Source organism: Mesorhizobium australicum WSM2073 (genome assembly GCF_000230995.2).
GTDB lineage: Bacteria > Pseudomonadota > Alphaproteobacteria > Rhizobiales > Rhizobiaceae > Mesorhizobium > Mesorhizobium australicum.
In genome coordinates, this window is the sequence record NC_019973.1 from 3905304 (window position 1) to 3925510 (window position 20207).

16 protein-coding genes are annotated in these 20207 nt (G+C 62.7%); 12 read left to right on the forward strand and 4 right to left on the reverse strand.

Annotated features, from left to right (window positions below; all coding sequences use genetic code 11):
* Positions 1-8 precede the first annotated feature (8 nt).
* The 3 genes from MESAU_RS18730 (at position 9) to MESAU_RS18740 (ending at position 6514) form a co-directional block, all read left to right on the forward strand.
* Positions 9-2021, forward strand: coding sequence for an acetyl-CoA carboxylase biotin carboxylase subunit (locus MESAU_RS18730; RefSeq protein WP_015317612.1), 2013 nt, complete (start codon positions 9-11; stop codon positions 2019-2021).
* A 107-nt stretch (positions 2022-2128) separates the two neighbouring features.
* On the forward strand, positions 2129-5656 hold the full coding sequence (gene dnaE, locus MESAU_RS18735; protein ID WP_015317613.1) for a DNA polymerase III subunit alpha: 3528 nt from the start codon (positions 2129-2131) through the stop codon (positions 5654-5656).
* A gap of 78 nt (positions 5657-5734) precedes the next feature.
* Entirely contained in the window at positions 5735-6514 is a 780-nt protein-coding gene (locus MESAU_RS18740; protein ID WP_041163441.1) for a potassium channel family protein, read from the forward strand.
* A 9-nt stretch (positions 6515-6523) separates the two neighbouring features.
* Here MESAU_RS18740 and MESAU_RS18745 read toward each other — a convergent pair whose 3' ends face one another.
* Positions 6524-7405 (reverse strand): DMT family transporter, encoded by an 882-nt coding sequence (locus tag MESAU_RS18745; RefSeq protein ID WP_015317614.1) that lies wholly within the window; start codon positions 7403-7405, stop codon positions 6524-6526.
* Between the two features lie 191 nt (positions 7406-7596).
* On the opposite strand from MESAU_RS18745, the gene MESAU_RS18750 reads away from it, so the two are divergent.
* Positions 7597-8103 carry a hypothetical protein gene (locus MESAU_RS18750; RefSeq protein WP_015317615.1) on the forward strand — a complete coding sequence of 169 codons (507 nt, stop codon included), beginning with the start codon at positions 7597-7599 and terminating at the stop codon, positions 8101-8103.
* A gap of 6 nt (positions 8104-8109) precedes the next feature.
* Here MESAU_RS18750 and MESAU_RS18755 read toward each other — a convergent pair whose 3' ends face one another.
* Positions 8110-9438 carry a DNA polymerase IV gene (locus tag MESAU_RS18755; protein WP_041163442.1) on the reverse strand — a complete coding sequence of 443 codons (1329 nt, stop codon included), beginning with the start codon at positions 9436-9438 and terminating at the stop codon, positions 8110-8112.
* Positions 9439-9503: 65 nt separating this feature from the next.
* On the opposite strand from MESAU_RS18755, the gene MESAU_RS18760 reads away from it, so the two are divergent.
* Complete coding sequence (locus MESAU_RS18760; RefSeq protein ID WP_015317617.1) at positions 9504-10091, forward strand: GNAT family N-acetyltransferase; 588 nt, start codon at positions 9504-9506, stop codon at positions 10089-10091.
* Between the two features lie 93 nt (positions 10092-10184).
* Positions 10185-11744 (forward strand): hypothetical protein, encoded by a 1560-nt coding sequence (locus MESAU_RS18765; protein ID WP_085986601.1) that lies wholly within the window; start codon positions 10185-10187, stop codon positions 11742-11744.
* Positions 11745-11818: 74 nt separating this feature from the next.
* On the opposite strand, the gene MESAU_RS18770 is transcribed toward MESAU_RS18765, so the two are convergent.
* Positions 11819-12472 carry a hypothetical protein gene (locus MESAU_RS18770; protein ID WP_015317619.1) on the reverse strand — a complete coding sequence of 218 codons (654 nt, stop codon included), beginning with the start codon at positions 12470-12472 and terminating at the stop codon, positions 11819-11821.
* Positions 12469-12768, reverse strand: coding sequence for a DUF3572 domain-containing protein (locus tag MESAU_RS18775; protein WP_015317620.1), 300 nt, complete (start codon positions 12766-12768; stop codon positions 12469-12471). Before MESAU_RS18775 ends, MESAU_RS18770 begins: the two co-directional genes overlap by 4 nt.
* Positions 12769-13030: 262 nt before the next feature.
* Here MESAU_RS18775 and MESAU_RS18780 point away from each other — a divergent pair, with 262 nt between their 5' ends.
* From MESAU_RS18780 to MESAU_RS18805, 6 genes are all read left to right on the forward strand, one after another.
* Positions 13031-13387, forward strand: coding sequence for a response regulator (locus tag MESAU_RS18780; RefSeq protein ID WP_280110242.1), 357 nt, complete (start codon positions 13031-13033; stop codon positions 13385-13387).
* A gap of 33 nt (positions 13388-13420) precedes the next feature.
* On the forward strand, positions 13421-14794 hold the full coding sequence (locus tag MESAU_RS18785) for a PleD family two-component system response regulator (RefSeq protein ID WP_015317622.1): 1374 nt from the start codon (positions 13421-13423) through the stop codon (positions 14792-14794).
* Between the two features lie 549 nt (positions 14795-15343).
* On the forward strand, positions 15344-16879 hold the full coding sequence (locus MESAU_RS18790; protein WP_015317623.1) for an FAD-dependent monooxygenase: 1536 nt from the start codon (positions 15344-15346) through the stop codon (positions 16877-16879).
* An 86-nt stretch (positions 16880-16965) separates the two neighbouring features.
* Positions 16966-17700, forward strand: coding sequence for a FadR/GntR family transcriptional regulator (locus MESAU_RS18795; protein WP_015317624.1), 735 nt, complete (start codon positions 16966-16968; stop codon positions 17698-17700).
* Positions 17697-18884 carry a PLP-dependent transferase gene (locus MESAU_RS18800; RefSeq protein ID WP_015317625.1) on the forward strand — a complete coding sequence of 396 codons (1188 nt, stop codon included), beginning with the start codon at positions 17697-17699 and terminating at the stop codon, positions 18882-18884. The genes MESAU_RS18795 and MESAU_RS18800 overlap by 4 nt, the downstream gene beginning before the upstream one ends.
* 28 nt (positions 18885-18912) lie before the next feature.
* Complete coding sequence (locus tag MESAU_RS18805) at positions 18913-20190, forward strand: ABC transporter substrate-binding protein (protein WP_015317626.1); 1278 nt, start codon at positions 18913-18915, stop codon at positions 20188-20190.
* The last annotated feature ends 17 nt before the right edge of the window (positions 20191-20207 follow it).

A 20207-nucleotide genomic window follows, 5' to 3' on the forward strand; every position in this document is an offset into this window, starting at 1 on the left:
CTGCCCGCATGTTCACCAGGATCCTGATCGCCAATCGTGGCGAGATCGCCTGCCGCGTCATCAGGACGGCGCGCAAGATGGGCATTGCCACGGTCGCCGTCTATTCCGACGCCGATCGCGATGCCGTGCATGTCGAAATGGCCGACGAAGCGGTGCATATCGGGCCGTCGCCTGCCGCGCAGAGCTACCTCGTTCCTGAAAAGATCATCGCGGCCTGCAAGGCGACGGGCGCTCAGGCCGTGCATCCCGGCTATGGCTTCCTGTCCGAGCGAGCCGCGTTCTGCGAAGCCCTGGAAGCGGAAGGCATCGTCTTCATCGGGCCGAAACCCAGGGCAATCAAGGCGATGGGCGACAAGATCGAGTCGAAGAAGTTCGCCAACGCTGCCGAGGTTTCGACGGTTCCGGGTTGGCTCGGCGTCATCGAGAATGCCGATCACGCCGAAAAGATCGCCGGCGAGATCGGCTATCCCGTGATGATCAAGGCCTCGGCCGGTGGCGGTGGCAAAGGCATGCGCATCGCCTGGGAACAGTCGGAAGTACGCGACGGATTTGACCGGGCGCGCTCGGAAGCCAAGAGTTCGTTCGGCGACGACCGTGTCTTCATCGAAAAGTTCGTGGTCGACCCGCGTCACATCGAAATCCAGGTGCTGGCCGACGGGCATGGCAACGCGCTCTATCTTGGCGAACGCGAATGCTCGATCCAGCGCCGCAATCAGAAGGTGGCGGAAGAGGCGCCGTCGCCCTTCCTCGATGCCAAGACGCGCAAGGCGATGGGCGAGCAGTCGGTGGCGTTGGCCAGGGCTGTCGACTACCAGAGCGCCGGCACCGTCGAGTTCATCGTCGACAAGGACAAGAACTTCTATTTCCTTGAAATGAATACACGATTGCAGGTCGAGCATCCGGTGACCGAACTCGTCACCGGCATCGATCTGGTCGAGCAGATGATCCGCGTCGCCGCCGGCGAAAAGCTCGCCTTGAAGCAGAGCGACATCAAGCTGAACGGCTGGGCGGTGGAAAGCCGGCTCTACGCCGAGGACCCCTATCGCAATTTCCTGCCGTCGATCGGCCGGCTGACACGCTACCGGCCACCCGAGGAAGGCCGCTTCGGCGATGTCGTCATCCGCAACGACACCGGTGTCACCGAAGGCTCGGAAATCTCCATGTTCTACGATCCGATGCTGGCCAAGCTGTGCACCTGGGCTCCGACGCGGCTCGAGGCCATCGACGCCATGTCGGAAGCGCTGGACAGCTTTGTCGTCGACGGCATCGAGCACAACATACCGTTCCTGGCGGCGCTGATGCAGCATCCACGCTGGCGGGAAGGGGCGATATCGACCGGCTTCATCGCGGAGGAATATCCCGACGGTTTTGCCCCCGTCGTGCCGAACAGCGAGGAAAAAGCCGTTCTGGCATCGATCGCGACCGCGGTGGAACTGCTGCGCCGCGATCGTCTCGACCGGCTGGGCGGGCGGCTGGCGCCGCATTCGGGAGCGCTCAAGCGCGACTGGGTGGTGAAGATCGGCGAAGAGTATTTGTCGGCGTCGATCCTCGAAGGCATGATTTCCATCCCGATGGAAATGGACCTGTCCATCGATGGCGGCAAGGCGCTGACAGTTTCGTCCGATTGGCGGCCCGGCGATCTCATCTGGCGCGGCACGGTCGGCAAGCGCAGGGTTGCCGCCCAGATCCGTCCTGTCGCCAATGGCCTCCGCATCGCCTGGAAAGGCATGTCGGTGACCGCGCGCGCCATGCTGCCGCGCACCGCCGAATTGGAACGGCTGATGCCGGAGAAAATAGCGCCGGACACGTCGAAACTGCTGCTCTGCCCGATGCCGGGCCTCGTCGTGTCGATCGCCGTTGTCGAAGGCCAGGAGGTCAAGGCGGGCGAGACGCTGGCCGTGGTCGAGGCGATGAAGATGGAAAACGTTCTGCGCGCCGAGCGCGACCTCGTCGTGGCGAAACTCAATGCCAAGCCGGGCGACAGCCTGGCCGTCGACGCGGTGATCATGGAATTCGCCTGAACGGCTGGAAGCCTGTGGGTCGGTAGTCGTTTGTGCTGGACTGGTATCGCCCGGTCCCGGACAATACATCTCCATCGACTCAAGTCTTACGGACAGCGCGAGAAACCATGGCGGATGAGAGACTTCCACGCGATCCCCTGAAGCGCGAGGCCGCGATCGCGGCCGCGCGGCCGGAGGTGCCGGCGCGGCCGTTCGTCCATCTGCGAGTGCACTCGGCCTATTCGCTGCTGGAAGGCGCGCTGCAACTCGGCAAGATCGTCGGCCATGCCGTCAAGGACGAAGCGCCAGCGATCGCGGTGACCGACACCAACAATTTGTTCGGCGCCTTGGAGTTCGCCCAGAAGGCGGTGAAGGATGGCATCCAGCCGATCATCGGCTGCCAGATCGCGCTCGCCTTTTCCGGCGAAAACAGCGACGGCCAGCGTGACCGCCGCCGGCAAGGTCCCGATATGCGGCCGGTCGTGCTGATCGCGGCGACCGAAACCGGCTACTCCAATCTGGTCCGGCTGGTCAGCCGCGTTTATCTCGAAACACCGCCCGGCGAAGCGGTGCACCTGACCACCGAAATGATGGACGGCCAATGTGACGGCCTGATTTGTCTCAGTGGCGGGCCGCGCGGCCCGATCGGCATGGCCCTGAAGGAAGATCGCCGCGATCTTGCCGAAGCGCGGCTGGTAACGCTCAAGGCGATGTTCGGCGACCGGCTCTATGTCGAGCTGGACCGGGTTTCGGGGTACGACCGGATGATCGAGAAATCCTCGATCGATCTCGCTTATGCCCATGAATTGCCGCTGGTTGCCACCAACGAGGCCTTCTTCTCGTCGCGCGACGAGTATGAGGCGCATGATGCGTTGATCGCCATCGCCGAGGGGTCGGTTGTCGCCGTCGACACCCGCCGCCGGCTGTCGCCGGACAATTTCCTGCGCAGTCAGGCCGATATGGCGAAATTGTTCGCCGACCTGCCTGAAGCCATCGACAACACTGTCGAGATCGCGCTGCGCTGCTCCTACTATCCAAAAACCCGCAGTCCGATCCTGCCGCGTTTCACGGGTGGCGATGCCTCCGACAAGGACGCCGCCGAAAAGGCCGAGGCCGAGGAACTGGCCCGTCAGGCGCGCGAGGGGCTCGATGCCCGGCTCGCCCTGCACGGACCGACACCGGGCTACACGATCGAGCAGTATCGTGAGAGGCTCGAATTCGAGCTTGGCATCATCGAGAAAATGAAATTCCCCGGCTACTTCCTGATCGTTGCCGACTTCATCAAATGGGCCAAGGCGCAAGGCATTCCGGTCGGGCCGGGGCGTGGTTCGGGCGCTGGTTCGCTGGTTGCCTATTCGACCACCATCACCGACATCGATCCGCTGCGTTTCTCGCTGCTGTTCGAACGCTTCCTCAATCCGGACCGCGTTTCGATGCCCGATTTCGACATCGATTTCTGCCAGGACCGTCGCGAAGAGGTGATCCGCTACGTCCAGCAGAAATACGGCCGCGACCAGGTCGGCCAGATCATCACTTTCGGTACGCTGCAGGCGCGCGCCGTGCTGCGCGACGTCGGCCGCGTGCTGCAGATGCCGTACGGCCAGGTCGACAAGCTGTCGAAAATGGTGCCGCAGAACCCGGCCAATCCGGTCAAGCTCGCCGACGCCATCGCCAACGAGCCGCGCTTTGCCGAGGAGGCCGAGAAAGAGCCGATCGTGCAGACGCTGCTCGACATGGCGCAGAAACTGGAGGGCCTCTACCGCCACGCCTCGACGCACGCCGCCGGCATCGTCATCGGCGACAGACCGTTGTCGGAACTGGTCCCGATGTACCGCGATCCGCGTTCGGACATGCCTGTCACCCAGTTCAACATGAAATATGTCGAGCAGGCAGGGTTGGTGAAGTTTGACTTCCTCGGCCTGAAGACACTGACGGTGCTGGAGACGGCCGTCAAGTTGATCCGCCGGCGCGGCATCGATATCGATCTGGCGACCATCCCGCTCGACGATCCCGACACCTACGCGATGCTGTCGCGCGGCGAGGTGGTTGGTGTGTTCCAGGTGGAAAGTGCCGGCATGCGCAAGGCGCTGATCGGCATGCGGCCCGACTGCATCGAGGACATCATCGCGCTGGTTGCCCTCTACCGGCCGGGACCGATGGAAAACATCCCGACTTACAACGCCAGAAAGCATGGCGAGGAGGAGATGGCCTCGATTCATCCCAAGATCGACCACCTGGTGAAGGAGACGCAGGGCGTCATCGTCTACCAGGAACAGGTGATGCAGATCGCGCAGGAGCTGTCCGGCTATTCGCTTGGCGAAGCCGACCTTCTGCGGCGCGCCATGGGCAAGAAAATCCGGGCCGAGATGGACAAGCAGCGCGAGCGCTTTGTCTCCGGCGCGGTCGAGCGCGGCGTCGCAAAGCCGCAAGCCGACTTCATTTTCGACCTGCTGGCAAAGTTCGCCGACTACGGTTTCAACAAGTCTCATGCGGCCGCCTACGCTGTCGTCTCCTACCAGACCGCCTATCTCAAGGCGCATTATCCGGTCGAGTTCCTGGCAGCGTCGATGACGCTAGACATGGGTAACACCGACAAGCTCGCCGACTTCCGCCAGGATGCGCTGCGCCTTGGCATCGAAGTCCTGGCGCCGTCAGTGATGACGAGTTTCCGTGCCTTCGAGGTCGGGGAGAACCGGATCTATTATTCGATGGCCGCGCTGAAGGGCGTCGGCGATGCCGCGGTGGAGCACATCGTCGCCGTTCGCGGCGAAAAGCCGTTCAAGAGCCTGGCCGATTTCTGCGAGAGGGTCGACCCGAAGATCGTCGGCAAACGGGTTTTCGAAAGCCTGATCATGGCCGGCGCGCTCGACTGCTTCGGCCACGACCGCGCCCAGATGTTGGCCGGCGTCGAGCGGATGATGGGGCTGGCGTCGCTCGCCCAGCAGAACGCCGTTTCGGGTCAGGCCGACATCTTCGGCGCCTCGCTCGGCGCACAGTCGCAGGCGCTCAATCTGCCGGCGACCGATCCGTGGCTCGCTGCCGACCGCCTGCACCGCGAGTTCCAGGTCGTCGGCTTCTATCTCTCGGCGCATCCGCTCGACGAGTACAAGGCGGCGCTGCAGAAGATGCGGGTGCAGAACTGGGCGGAGTTCTCCGCCGCCGTCAAGCGCGGTGCTTCCGCCGGCCGGCTTGCCGGCACCGTTACCAGCAAGCAGGAGCGCAAGACGCGCACCGGCAACAAGATGGGCGTGGTGGCCTTTTCCGACACCTCTGGCCAGTACGAGGCGGTGCTGTTTTCGGAAGGGCTGGCGCAGTACCGTGACCTCCTCGAGGCCGGCCGTTCGGTTGTCATCACGGTCGCGGCGGAGGACAGGCCCGAGGGCGTCAACCTGCGCATCAACTCCGTGCAATCGCTGGAGGACGAAGCAAGCCGCATCCAGAAGGCGCTGCGCATCTTCGTCAGGAACGATGGACCTGCCTCGATGATCCAATCCCAGCTCACGCAGCGGGGTGAAAGCCAGGTGAGCATTATCGTGATCAAGGAAGAGGCGCAGGGCGAGGTCGAGATCGCTCTGCAAGGCGGCTATCGCGTCTCGCCACAGATCGCCTCGGCAATGCGCGCCGTGCCGGGCGTGATCGAAGTGGAACTGGTGTGATCTGCGCGCTTACCAGGCGGCACTCCGCGGGCCGGCACCGGCTGCTCATGCCAGCATGAAGGCCAAGGAGAGGCGCCCATCGCAGAACCTTCCGCGACGGCGCGATTACGCGACAGGCTGCGCAGGCTCTATCACGGACGCTCGCCGGCCGCGTTCCGGTTCCAACTGGTGGCTGTCATCATCGACCTCGCCATCATCGCTTTTTTCATCGCCACCCCGGTCATCCAGCAGTCGCCCTCGTTTCTGTGGCTGGACTATGCCGTGGCGGCTCTCGTCGCCGCCGATCTGATTGCCAGGCTGCTCGCCTCCAACGACATGCTGCGCCTGACGAAGCAGCCGACCTTCTGGGTGGATGCCTTCATCCTTCTGACGCTGCTGATGCCGACAGCTCTCGCGAGCCTCGGCTTTCTGCGCATCCTGCGGCTATGGTCGCTGTCGCGCAGCGGTTCGATCTGGCGGCATTTCGAGATGCGTGGCCTGCGGCCCTGGCGCGAGGCAAGCCACGCGGTGATCAACCTTTTGACCTTTCTCTTTGTCATCACGGGCTTCGTCTACACGTTCTTTTTTCGCAACGGAGCCGGACTGGAAAACTACATCGACGCGCTTTACTTCACCGTCGCGACCGTGACGACGACAGGCTTCGGCGACATCGTGCTGCCGGGCATCGCCGGCAAGCTGACGGCGATCGTAACCATGATCATCGGTATATCGCTGTTCGTCAGGCTGGCGCAGGCGATCTTTCGGCCGGCCAAGGTGTTCTTTCCCTGTCCGCAATGCGGGTTGCAGCGTCACGAGCCGGACGCCGTACACTGCAAGGCGTGCGGACACGTGCTAAACATTCCAGACGAAGGGAACTGACCGGCAACGCTATGACGCCGCGACCTCTGCCGGCTTGACTGCCTTGCGCTGCAAGTTGAGCAGATTGCCCATCAGGATCAGCAATGCACCGCCAGCGGTGAAAGCGTCGATCTGCTCGCTGTAAAGCAGCCAGCCGATGAGCGCCGACAACGGTACACGCAGGAAATCCATCGGCGAAATGACGGTGGCGTCGGCATAGCCAAGCGCACGGGCCATGCAAAAATGCGACGACATGCCGGTGAAGGCGATCAGCACGATCCATGGCCACAGTTCCAGCGGCGGGTTGCGCCACTCGTAAAGGGCTGGAACGAGGCCGACCACTGACTGGATGATCAGCATCCAGAAGATAATGCGCACGACGCTGTCCGTCCGCGTCAGCGACTTGACCAGGACCACCGAGATGCCGAAGCAAACCGCGGCGCCGAGCACGATGAGATGGCCCGGATCGACCGAGCCCACACCGGGGCGAACGATGATTAACACCCCGATCAGGCCCAGCACGATCGCGGCAAGCTTTGGCCGGGACAACCTTTCACCAAGAAAGGTCACCGCCAGGATAGCCGTCCAGATCGGTGTGGTGAATTCGATCGAAATCAGCACGGCCAACGGAATCAAGGTCAATGCGTAGAGCCATGCCGCCTGCCCGGTATAGTGGATGACGTTTCTGGCGATATGAGCGACGGGCCGCTGCGTGCGCATCGCCGCGAAGCCGCCGCTCATCATCACCAGCGGCAGCAGAATGAAGAACCCGATGACCGAGCGCAGTTCCAGCACCTGGAAGACGTTGAGCTCGGCGGTCGTGGCGCGGCCGGCGACCGACATCGCCAGGAACGAGGCGATCGACAGCGCCATCCAGAAAGCGGCCTTGGGGATCGAGGGGGTAGGTGCCATGTCAGCTATCTCGCAAGCCGGGGTTTTTGCCGCAACCACTAGCCGCCGCATTTGACTGGGCCAGAGATATTGGCGCGACGTTGCAAAACAGCCCTGTCGCGGGCGGAACCTGACATGGCAAGCCGCGTTGAGTCGCGATGTCCGCTTGAGCATCACCGATCGCCGTTCCACCCGTCACAAGGAGACCTTCGATGACATTACTCACGCGGTTTGTGCTTGCCGGGTGCCTGGCCGTCGCGGCCACAGCCGCGCATGCGGACGAGAGCAAATTTCTCCAATCCTTCAAGGGCAATTTCGCCGGCAAGGGAACCGTTCAGGTGACGACGCAGGCGCCAACGGTCAGCGTTTCCTGCACGTTCAAATCGAATGCGACATCGTCTTCGCTGTCCCTCGACGGCAACTGCCGCGGCCTGATCCTGGTGACACGCGCCATCAGTGCTCGCCTGAAGACCAGCGGCGCCAAATACAGCGGTGTCTATGTGGGATCGCGCACCGGACCGGCGCAGTTGAACGGAAGCCGTTCCGGCAATGCGATAAACCTCGCCATCCGCTGGGCCAAGGAGGTCAATGGCGACCGCGCCGCGCAGCTTACCGTGCAGAAAAACGGTGCGGACGGCATAGTCTTGACCGTGGTCGACCGCGATCCCAAGACCGGCAAGAGCGTGGTGACCAGCCGCATCGATCTTCGACGCAGCTGATCGGGTTCAATCTTCCAGCGGCTCCGGCGGATGGGCGTCGCGGCCCTTGCCGAAGGTGTAGCCGGTTTGCACCGCCTTGCGGCCGAACTTGTCGCGTAGTGCATCGATGGCGCCTTCGGCCATGGCGCGCTTGCGCGACTGCACATCGACCAAATCCGGCGGATCGGCCTTATCATCGTCGGAGAGGTCGCTGACGCCGATGCCGAGCAATCGGAATTTCGTTCCGTCGGTCTCCTTGCGAAGAAGTTCCACGCCGGTCGAAAAGATGCGGTCGGCGAGGCGGGTCGGGTCGCCGAGCTGACGGTTGCGCGTGCGGAGCCTGAAGTCCTGGGTCTTCAGCTTCAGCACCACGGTGCGCCCGGCGATGCCTGATTTCTTCAGCCTCGCCGAGACTTTTTCCGAAAGGCCCCTCAGCACCGAGACAAGCTCGTCCAGTGAGGCGATATCGGTGTCGAAAGTGGTTTCGGCCGATACGCTCTTGGCGTCCTGGTCTGGGTCGACGCGGCGGACATCCTCACCGCGCGAAAGCCGGTAGAGCCGTTCGCCCATCACCCCATAGCGGCGCATCAGGTCGCCACGCTCCATCTTCTGGAGCTGGCCGATCGTGCGGATGCCATCCTGTTCCAGCGTGGCGTTGAACGCCTTGCCGACGCCCCAGATCATGGTCACCGGCTGCGTGGCCAGAAAGCCGACCGCCTCCGCCTCGCCGATGACGGAAAAGCCGCGCGGTTTGCGGAAATCGGACGCTATCTTGGCGAGGAATTTGCAATAGGACAGGCCTGATGAAACGGTGATGCCGATCTCCTTCTCCACCGCCAGCGAAAAGCGCGCCAGCACCACGGCCGGTGGCAGTCCGTGCAGGCGCTCGGTGCCGGCGAGGTCGAGGAAGGCCTCATCGATCGACAACGGCTCGACCAGCGGTGTCAAAGCCTGCATCATGGCGCGCACCTCGCGGCCGACGGCCACGTACTTTTCCATGTTGGGCGCGATCACGACCGCCTCCGGGCAGGCCTCGAGCGCCTTGAACATCGGCATGGCGGAGCGCACGCCGCGGATGCGAGCGATGTAGCAGGCGGTGGAGACGACACCGCGCTTGCCGCCGCCGATGATCAGCGGCTTGTCCTTGAGCGCAGGGTTGTCGCGCTTCTCGATGGCCGCGTAGAAGGCGTCGCAATCGATATGGGCGAGGTGCAGCCGGTAAAGCTCGGGATGGCGGGCAAGGCGAGGGCTGCCGCAGCGTTCGCAACGGCGCGTTTCACTGCGCTGAAAGGTCAGGCAGTCACGACAAAAACCGTGGTCGGGATTGTTGACAGGGGTCGCCATCGCTGCGAACATAAAGAGAACAAAACCAATGGTACGACAGCGCAAGGCCAGCGACAAGCCTGGCCTGGGGAGAACGCATGAGCACGACCGTAGTGCCGCTGGCGCCAGAGCTCTGGCCTGAATTCGAGGACCTTTTCGGCAAGCAGGGCGCCTGCTACGGCTGCTGGTGTACGCATTTCCGGCTGGCGCCGGCGGCGCGGCGCGAGAGCAGTCGTGAACGCAACAAGGATCACATCAAGGCGCGCATCGAAGCCGGCCCGCCGCCCGGCCTGCTGGCTTTCGAGGACGGCAAGGCGGTCGGCTGGATGCAGATCGGGCCACGCGCCGACGTGCCCGAATGGAATAACAAGGGCAGGGGCTCGGCGCCGATCGATCCCGCCGACGCGTCCGATCCGGCCGTTTGGGCGATCTCGTGCTTTTTCATCCGCGCCAAGGCGCGCGGCAGGGGCATCACCCACCGCCTCGTCGAAGGCGGCATCGAGTTCGCCCGCAGGAACGGGGCGCGGCTCGTAGAGGCCTGCCCGATCGACCTGTCGCGCGATTCGCGTTCGATCGGCCTGTTTGTCGGGTCATCGGGGGTGTTCGAGAAAGCCGGGTTCGAAAGGCTTGTGGAGCGCAAGGCCGGTCGGCCGCTGATGCGGCTGGTGTTGAAGCCGATTGCCTGACTGTCATCGTCTTGCGGTCGCGATGGTATTTCCCTACCAGAGATACGAAACCATTTTTGCCTTTTTGACGAACGGAGAATTCCCGTGAACCGTATGCTGCCTATTGCCTTTACCGCGTTCCTGCTGAGCGCGCCTGCTTTCGGCCAGACCGTCGACAGTCAGGGCGCCAAGCAGTTGTCCGATGATCTGTCGCGCTATGTCGGCAAACAGGCGCTCGACAAGGGCATCCTGAAGGTTTCGGCCGAAGGCGCCGCCTACAAGATCGTGGTCGATTTCAAGGCGCTGGCCAGCAGCTTTCCCGACGAGAAGCTGGTGAAATTCGACTTTGCGCCCTATGCCCTGCTGGTCAAGCCGCGCAGCGACGGGTCCTGGGATGTCTCGATGGATTTTTCGCAGAGCGCCTCCTTTGAATTCAACGGCCCTCAGGGAAAGCAGAGCACGCAGTTCTCGATCAAGGATGGCAAGGGCAACGGCGTCTACGACCCCAAGCTGGCGGCCTTCACCAGCGCCACGAGTTCGATGGCCGGAATGACGATGTCGTCGCAGGACGCCAAACAAAAGATGGATGTGACCGCCGGTGCCGGCACCGTGACGCTTTCCGCGACCAAGGCGAGCAATGGCGGCGTCGATTTCACGACGTCGCAAAAGATTTCGAACTTCGTCGAAGCGATAAAATTCGACGATGCCGAGAGCGGGCTGAATTTTCCCGTCACCGTGAAGTCGCCGGAATTTTCCGTGGAGGCCAGCGGTAAGGGCGTGCAGACCAAGCCTCTGCTCGATCTTCTGGCGTTTGCCGTGGCCAACGAGGACGAGAAGACGCTGAAGGCAAACCAGGCGCAGCTCAAGTCGCTTCTGCTTGCAGCGCTTCCGGTGTGGGAGCGTATCGACGGAACCTATGGTTTCAAGGACTTCGCGGTCGACAGCCCGATCGGCACGTTCGGAGCAACCCAGTTCGGCATAGCGTTCGGTTCCGACGGCGTCGCCCAGAACGGCAAGGTCAGCTATGGTATCAAGGCTTCGGGGCTGACCGTGCCGCAGCAGCTTTTGCCGAGCTGGAGCGCGGCATTGCTGCCCACCGATATCGACCTGAATTTCGGCGGTGCCAATATCGATCTCGACAGCATGGCGAAGAAAGCCATCGAAGCCTTTGATCTCAACCAGGATCCGCCGCTGCCGGCCGAGTTCGGCGACCAGCTCAAAGCCGACTTCCTGGCCAAGACGCCGAAGGTCGTCATCGGCCACAGTACCGTAAAGAACAAGGACATGGAGATCGCGCTGGAAGGTGAGATGACAAGCTTCGGCCAGAAACCCGACGCAAATCTCACTGTCGACGTCGCTGGCTTCGACAAGATCATGGAGCATCTGCAGGAAGCGGCGAAGGCGGAGCCGGAAGTCGGGCAGTACGTGCCTGTCGCTCTCATGGCGAAGGGTTTTGCCAAGACGCTGCCGGACGGCAAGCTGGAATGGGCTATCAACACCAAGGCCGACGGCTCGGTCACCGTCAACGGCGTCATGCTGAAGCCCGCCGACCCGGCGGTGGACGATAGCGTCGACGACGGTGACGGTTCGGACGATGAGAGCGGCGGCGATAATGGCGGTAGCGATAATGGCGGCGGCGCTAACGGCGGGGCAGGGGCGAAGCTCAATCCTTGAGTGTTCTGCCCTTGAGCAAATCCGGAACAGTGCGAACCGGTTTTTTCGTCCGGGATCGCACCAAAACGCCTGGATTAGAACCCCAGCGCGCCAGCGATCTTAGGCGCGGCTTCGTGCCAATCCTGGACGACGATGACATCGTCCGGGACCGATGGCAGGAACGTACGCAGCGAATTGTCGGCCATCAGATGGAATAGGTTTGCGTCGGCGACCGAGTCACGCACCGACGCCAGATTGGCTGGCTGATCGTCGACGAAGACCACCGGCCTGCCGCTCTTGCCGCGCAGTTTGGCTACCGCCGGGCCCTTGGCCATTTCGGTGGTCAGCAGCGGATAGGCTAGCCCCAGTGCATCGAGATGGGCGCGTCGCACGGCGCGATGCCGGTGCGGCATGGCTGTCAGCAATATGATTTCGGCACGGTCTCCAAGCCCGGTCAGGGCTTCCGCGGCGCCATCGGTGATGCTTTGCCAATCGGCTTGCGCGTCGAAGAAATCGCCGAGGAGTGCGGTGACTTCAGGTTGTTCGATCAGGCGGCCGCTGGCTGTCTCGGCAATGTTGCCGGTCAGCCGGAAGGACGCCAGCGTCAGGCCATAGCCGCGCGCCTTGAGGAAATGCGGGAAGGGCCGGATGAATTCGAGCACCACGTCATCGACATCGAGCACCAGCAGCGGTCGGTCGTCAGCCGCCAGTTCCTCGATCTGGCGCGCGGTTTCGGGATCATCGCTCATGTGGAGTGCTCGTGATTGTCATCGCCAAGCGGCAAGACGCGCAACGCCTTGCCGACAGCCGCTGGTGGCGTGCCGGTTTCCTCGGCGAAGCGCATTAAGGTCGGCTCGTGGGCGAGAATGAACTGCAGGACGCCGGCCATGAAACCCGGCTCGCCGGCCGCCCGGCGGATCGAATGCGCCTCTATTCCCGTGATTGCCAGAAAGCGCGGTAAAAGCTCCGGATCGGCGGCAACGAAGCCCAGTGCCTTGACGGCAATGGTTTCCGCCTCTTCGCGCATTGACGCTGCGTTTGCCATCACTACCTTCGGTGCGTGGAATGAGTCTTTCCCGCAGTAATGGCAAGAATTGCTTGCGGCAAGCCATTAGCGTGTGGCGCGCCTTTTGGACGCGCAGGGAGGCGAGGCGGAATTCGTGCTGCTTTGCAGGCTTCGGGTTTCCGTTTCGTCAATCATATTGCCGTATAGTGCAGCAGGGTTTGGTGCGTTCAAGGAAAGAGCGCATGACGGCCACCTCCGGGCGGAGGACGGCCGGGACGGGATGTCGATGACTAAGAAGGTGATGATCGTCGAGGACAATGAGCTCAATATGAAGCTCTTTCGGGACCTCATCGAAGCAAGCGGTTACGAGACGGTGCGCACCCGCAACGGTCTGGAGGCGCTCGACCTTGCGCGCCAGCACCGGCCGGACCTCATCCTGATGGACATCCAACTGCCCGAAGTGTCGGGACTGGAAGTGACCAAATGGCTGAAAGAGGACGACGATCTGCACGTCATCCCGGTGATTGCGGTGACTGCCTTCGCGATGAAAGGCGACGAGGAACGCATCCGCCAAGGCGGCTGCGAGGCGTATATTTCGAAGCCGATCTCGGTGCCGCGTTTCATCGAAACCATCAAATCTTATCTGGGCGATGCCTGATGTACCCTTCCAGCCGAGCCGGAGCGTTGTGAAATGACTGCGCGGATCCTCGTCGTCGACGACATCCCTGCCAATGTGAGGCTGCTGGAAGTCCGGCTGCTGGCCGAGTATTTCGAGGTTCTGACCGCCACCAATGGGGCCGATGCGATCGAGACCTGCGAGAACGGCAAGGTGGATGTCGTGCTGCTCGACGTAATGATGCCCGACATGGACGGGTTCGAGGTCTGCCGGCGATTGAAGAGCGATCCGGCGACGTCGCACATTCCGGTGGTGATGATCACCGCGCTCGATCAGGTCACCGACCGCGTGCGCGGGCTCGAGGCCGGTGCCGACGATTTCCTGACCAAGCCGGTCAACGACTTGCAGCTGATGACGCGCGTCAAGAGCCTGGTCCGCCTGAAGTCGTTGACCGACGAGCTTCGGCTGCGCGCCTCGACCACGCGCAACATCGGCATCGAAGAACTTTTGAGCCGCAATTTCGCGTCCGAGGACACGACGCCGAAGGTGCTTTTGATCGACGAGCGCAAATCGTCGGTCGAGCGCATCCAGAAGATGCTGCGCGATCGTGCCGACCTCGACGTCACGGGCGATCCGCATGCCGGGTTCTTCCAGGCCGCGGAGACGCCCTATGAATGCGTGATGATCTCGACGGCCTTCGCCGATTTCGATCCGCTCAGGCTCTGCTCGCAACTGCGCTCGCTCGACCGCACCCGTTTCGTGCCGATCATCCTGCTGGCGGAGGAGGGCGAGGAGGAGCGCATCATCCGAGGGCTCGAACTCGGCATCAACGACTATCTGATGCGGCCGATCGACCAGCAGGAACTGACGGCGCGGCTGCGTACCCAGGTGCGCCGCAAGCGCTACAATGACCAATTGCGCGCCAGTGTCACCCAGACCATCGAAATGGCCGTGACCGACGGCCTCACCGGGCTGCACAATCGCCGCTATCTAGACAGCCATCTGCAGACGCTGTTCGATCGCGCCGTGGCGCGGCGCCGGCCGCTGTCGGTGATGATCACCGATCTCGACCGCTTCAAGTCCATCAATGATGCGCATGGGCATGACGGCGGCGACGAGGTGCTGCGCGAATTCGCGCGGCGGCTGCGCAAGAACGTCCGGGGTATCGACCTTGCCTGCCGGTTCGGCGGCGAGGAGTTCGTGGTGGTAATGCCCGATACCGACGGCGCAGTGGCCGAGAAGGTGGCCGAGCGCATTCGTGCCGAAATCGCCCAGATGCCGTTCGCCATCGGCGCCGAGGGCAAGACGATCGAGGTCACCGTCAGTGTTGGCGTGTCATCGGTGCTGAAGGGCGTGGACACGGTGGCGGCATTGATGAAACGCGCCGATCTCGCGCTCTACGAAGCCAAGAGCGGCGGCCGCAACCGCGTCGTTGCCAAGGCAGCTTGACGCTCCGGCCGCGATAATCCGGTCAACCCCAACAGGGTTACCCATTTACCTTAATCCAAGCGATTCGCGAGCCTTGGTTAAGAAACTGTTGATTTCCATAAGCTCTTGCGCAAATGTGAAGGCCAAGACGAAGCCGGCACGAGGTAGACAGCCGGCTCGATCCTCGAATACCCCATGATGCTCAGGTCCGCCGCATCTCCTGGGTCCGTGGGGTCGGCCGGCCGGCGCTGGCACATAGTGGCCTCCTCGTACCGCTGCCAAACGCCGACCGGCCCCCTTTGCCCGATATGACATCAGGAATCTGCGTCAAGCCCCGGAAGAAACGGGGCTTTTTGCGGCAGGTCCGCTTTTCTGGACTGTAACGGCTTCGGTTGCACCCTCGCGTGCTATGCTTGACAACACCGCGACTTTTTCGCCGCCATATGCATAAGGGGAAGAAGAGGAGTCAGCCCCCTCCATTTCATACATATGGCGCGCAAGGGGCTTGCGGCAAGACCCGGCTGTTCCCGTAGAACCACGACCCAGGTTAACGGAAACGGGAGTGGCGAAATGCCGGAATTGTTGCCAGGTGGCCGAGTGCGTCGAGATCATGCGGTGGTGATCGCCGGAGGCGGTCCGACCGGGTTGATGCTGGCTGGCGAACTCGCATTGGCGGGCGTCGATGTGGCCGTTGTCGAGCGGCGGCCAAACCAGGAACTCGTCGGTTTGCGCGCGGGCGGCCTGCACGCACGCACCATCGAGGTGCTCGACCAGCGCGGAATTGCCGACCGGTTCCTCTCGCAGGGACAGACATCGCCGTCGGTGGGCTTCCACATGACCCGATTGGACATCAGCGACTTTCCCACGCGGCACAACTATCTGCTGGCGTTGCGGCAAAACCACATAGAGCGGATATTGGCCGACTGGATCAGCGAGTTCGGCGTGCCGATCTATCGCCGGCAGGACGTCACGGGCTTCGCACAGGATAATGGTGGCGTCGACATCGATCTGTCTGGCGGCCAGCGGTTGCGGACGCAGTATCTCGTCGGCTGCGACGGAGGACGCAGCATGATCCGCAAGGCCGCGGGGATCGCGTTCGATGGATGGGATCCGACGATGAGCTGGATAATCGCCGAGGTCGAGACGGCGGAGGAACCAGCATTGGGCTTTCGCAGTGACGCCCATGGTATCCATGCGATCGGCAAGATTGAGGAAGACGGCCGGGTGGGTATCGTGCTGACCGAGCGACAACTGACCATTGGTGGCGAACCGACACTGCGCGATCTCAGCGAGGCGCTTGTCGGTGTCTACGGCACCGATTACGGAGTCCACAGTCCGACCTGGATTTCCCGGTTCACCGACATGACGCGGCAGGCTGCCGCTTACCGCGACAGACGTGTTCTGCTGGCCGGTGACGCCGCGCATATCCATCCCCCAATGGGCGGACAGGGCCTCAATATCGGCGTGCAGGACGCGGTGAACCTGGGGTGGAAGCTAGCTCTGGTGGTCAAGCGGATGTCACTGGAAGGCCTGCTCGACAGCTACCATGCCGAACGCCATCCGGTCGCCGCCCGCGTGCTGCGCAACGCGATGGCGCAGGTCGCGCTTCGCCGGATGGATGCTCGCACCAAGGCCTTGAGCGACACATTCGCCGAACTGCTCGCCATGGATGGGCCACGCAAACGGATCGCCGCGGAGATGTCTGGCCTGGGTGTCCACTACGATCTCGGGGAGGGGCACGCGCTGCTTGGGCGACGAATACCCGACCTCGATCTCTCCACCGCCAACGGGACGTTGCGACTGTTCACGTCGCTCCACGACGCGCGGCCGCTGCTCCTCAATTTCGGTGAACCAGGCAGGCTGGACATAGCGCCTTGGGCCGACCGGATCCGGCAGATCGACGCATCGTATGCCGGTGCCTGGGAGCTTCCCGTACTCGGAACGGTCGCCGCACCCGACGCGGTCTTGATCCGGCCCGATGGATACGTGGCCTGGGTTGGCGTTGAGGATGGACAGGGATTGGCCGATGCGCTGACCAGATGGTTCGGACCGGCCGCCGGAGCCGGGCGCCCCTCCCAACGCAGCGCGTCACCTTCCAAGGCCTGAAAGGCCGGCTGCCTCCTGACAAGCGATTGACAGGAGGCTCCATCTATGCAGAAATTGGTTGGACCATTGGACCACTTGGAGGAAATGTGGACCAGAACAGCCTGCCACCCATCCAGACGACGGCGCGTGACGACGCCGTGCTGAAGGCACTGGTGGGCTTCGTCCGCGCCGAGGCCTTGCGGCCTGGCGAGCGACTGCCGACCGAGCGCATCCTGGCCGAACGGCTCAAGGTCAGCCGCAACACGGTGCGCGAGGCGCTGACGCGGTGGGAAGGATTGGGCCTGGTCGAACGCCGGCAAGGCAGCGGCACTTTTCTCAAGGCCGCCGTCTCGCCCGACATGCTGCATTTGCCGCTGACGCTGACGGGCGGCAATGACTTCACCAGCCTGATGCAGACGCTGGAAATCCGCCGCGCGCTGGAGGCCGAGGCAGCGGCACTGTGCGCCGAGCGGGCAAGCCCGGCCGACATTGCCGAGATCGAGGGCAAGCTCGATATCATGGAGCAGGCGTTTCGCACCCTTGATGGCATGTCGTCGGAAGAGGACTGGGAATTCCACCAGGCGATCTACCGGGTCTCCGGCAATCCACTGTTCGAACAGATCATCGCGGCCATGCACGAACTGTTCCATCGCTTCTGGGAGCATCCGCTCGGTGTGCGCGATTTCGGCCATGCCAGCTTTCCCTATCACCGCACCATCTACGAACGTATCGCCGCGCGTGATCCGCAGGGCGCCCGCGACGAGGCGCTCAAGCTCATCGCCACCGTCGAGGACGACCTCAAGCGCGGTGCGGCCAAACTCAAACTTTCGGACCTGAAATGAACGGGCATCCAGACGGTTTCGACCACGATTATCTCGCCGAGGCGGCGACGCTTTTGGCGCATGACGAACCGTTTCCCGGCGGCGCCGTCGTGCCGCCGATCTACCAGACCTCGTTGTTCACCTTCGCCAATTACGCGGAAATGGCCGATACCTTTGCCGGCAAACGAAAGCAGCCGATCTATTCCCGCGGCGACAATCCGACGGTCATGGAGTTCGAGGCTCGTGTCGCCGCGCTCGAGGGTGCAGAGGCCGCACGCGGCTTCTCCAGCGGCATGGCGGCGATCAGCGCCACCGTGCTTGCCTTCGTCGGGGCGGGCGAGCGCATCGTTGCTGTACGCAACTGCTATGGCGATGCCTATCGGCTGTTCGAGCGGCTCCTGCCGCGGCTCAACATCAAGGTCGACTATGTCGACGGTTCCGACCCGGATGCTGTCGCGGCGGCGCTTCCCGGCGCCAAGCTGCTCTATCTGGAAAGCCCGACCTCGATGGTGTTCGAGCTCCAGGACCTGCCGCATCTGACCCGGCTGGCCAAAGAGCAGGGCATCGTCACCACGATCGACAATTCCTGGGCGACGCCAGTGTTCCAGAAGCCGATCTCGCATGGCGTCGACCTCGTGCTGCACTCGGCCTCGAAATATCTCGGTGGCCACAGCGACACGGTCGCCGGCGTGGTGGCTGGCTCGGCAGCGCATATCAAGCAGATCAACGAGCAGACCTATTCCTATCTCGGCGGCAAGCTGTCGCCGTTCGAGGCCTGGCTTTTGCTGCGCGGCCTGCGCACGCTGCCGCTGCGCCTGCCGCACCATATGAAGAGCGGGCTTGCCATCGCCGAGCGGCTGAAGGCGCATGGCCATGTCGAGCGGGTGAACCATCCGGCCTATTCGAACCATCCGGGCAAGGCGACGCTTGCCGGCTATGGCGGGTTGTTCTCGTTCGAGGTTACCGAGGACATCGACATTCCCGTCTTCGTCGACGCGCTGAAATATTTCCGCATCGGCGTCAGCTGGGGTGGGCATGAGAGCCTGGTCGTACCGGCCAAGGCGTCGCTGGAGCAGACGCCAGGACTGAATTCGATGGCGCGCTTCGGCGTCAGCCCCCGAACCATCCGCTTCAATGTCGGATTGGAAAGTGTCGAGGATCTCTGGGCGGATGTCGCCCAGGCCCTCGAAAAAGCCAGAAAATAACAAGCGGGTTCAAATGGGAGTCTTGAACATGAAAAAACTGACCGTCATGCTTGCCACCGTCGCGGGGCTGGCGATTTCCGCCGGTGGCGCGCTCGCCGATTCAACCCTGAAAATGGTCGAGGTGATCACCAGCCCGCCACGCACCGAATTCCTCAAGAAGCAGATCGCCGAGTTCGAGGCGGCCAATCCAGGCGTCAAGGTCGAACTGGTCTCGCTGCCCTGGGGCCAGGCTTTCGAGAAATTCCTGACCATGGTGCAGGCCGGTGACACGCCCGATGTGGTCGAGATGCCGGAACGCTGGATGGGGCTCTACGCCAACAATGCCCAGCTCGAGGATCTCGGCCCCTATATGGCCAAGTGGGACGACGCCAAGACGCTCGGCGACCGTGCCAAACAGTTCGGCTCGACGGTCAACAACACCCAGTTCATGATCCCCTATGGCTACTATGTGAACGCGCTGTTCTGGAACAAGAAGCTGTTCAAGGAGGCTGGTCTCGACGGCCCGCCGGCGACGCTCGACGAGTTTGTCGCCGATTCCAAGAAGATCTCGGCCATTCCCGGAAAATACGGCTACTGCCTGCGCGGCGGGCCGGGCGCCTTCAACGGCATGCACATGTTCATGAACATCGCTCAGGGCAAGGGCGGCTATTTCAACGAGGACGGCACCTCGACCATCAATGAAGAAGGCTCGGTCAAGGGCCTGCAGATGCTGGCCGACATGTACAAGAATGGTCTCGCGCCGAAGGATGCCGTAAGCTGGGGCTTCAACGAAACCGTCACCGGTTTCTACTCCGGCACTTGCGCCATGCTCAATCAGGATCCGGACGCGCTTCTCGGCATCGCCGACAAGATGAGCGCCGACGACTTCGCCGTGGCGCCGCTGCCGGTCGGACCAAGCGGAAAGTCCTATCCGACGCTCGGCTATGCCGGCTGGGCGATGTTCGCCAACTCGCAGCACAAGGATGATGCCTGGAAGCTGATGGCGACGCTTCTGTCGCCGAAGGACAATCTGGAATGGGCCAAGGAAGTCGGCGTCGTGCCGATCCACAACGGTGCCGACCAGGATCCCCATTTCAAGACCGAGCAGTTCAAGGGCTGGTTCACGGAACTCAGCGACAGCTCCAAATATGAAATGGTGACGCCGCCGACGCATCTGGAAAACCTCGGCAATTTCGTCGACCAGGTCGCGATCAAGAACTTCCAGGAAGTGCTGCTCGGCCAGAAGACGGCCAAGGAGGTCGCCGACCAGTGGGCTGCCTTCCTGACCAAGGAACAGCAGGACTGGCTGGCGAAGAACAAGAAGTAGCTTTTCTTCCCTTCTCC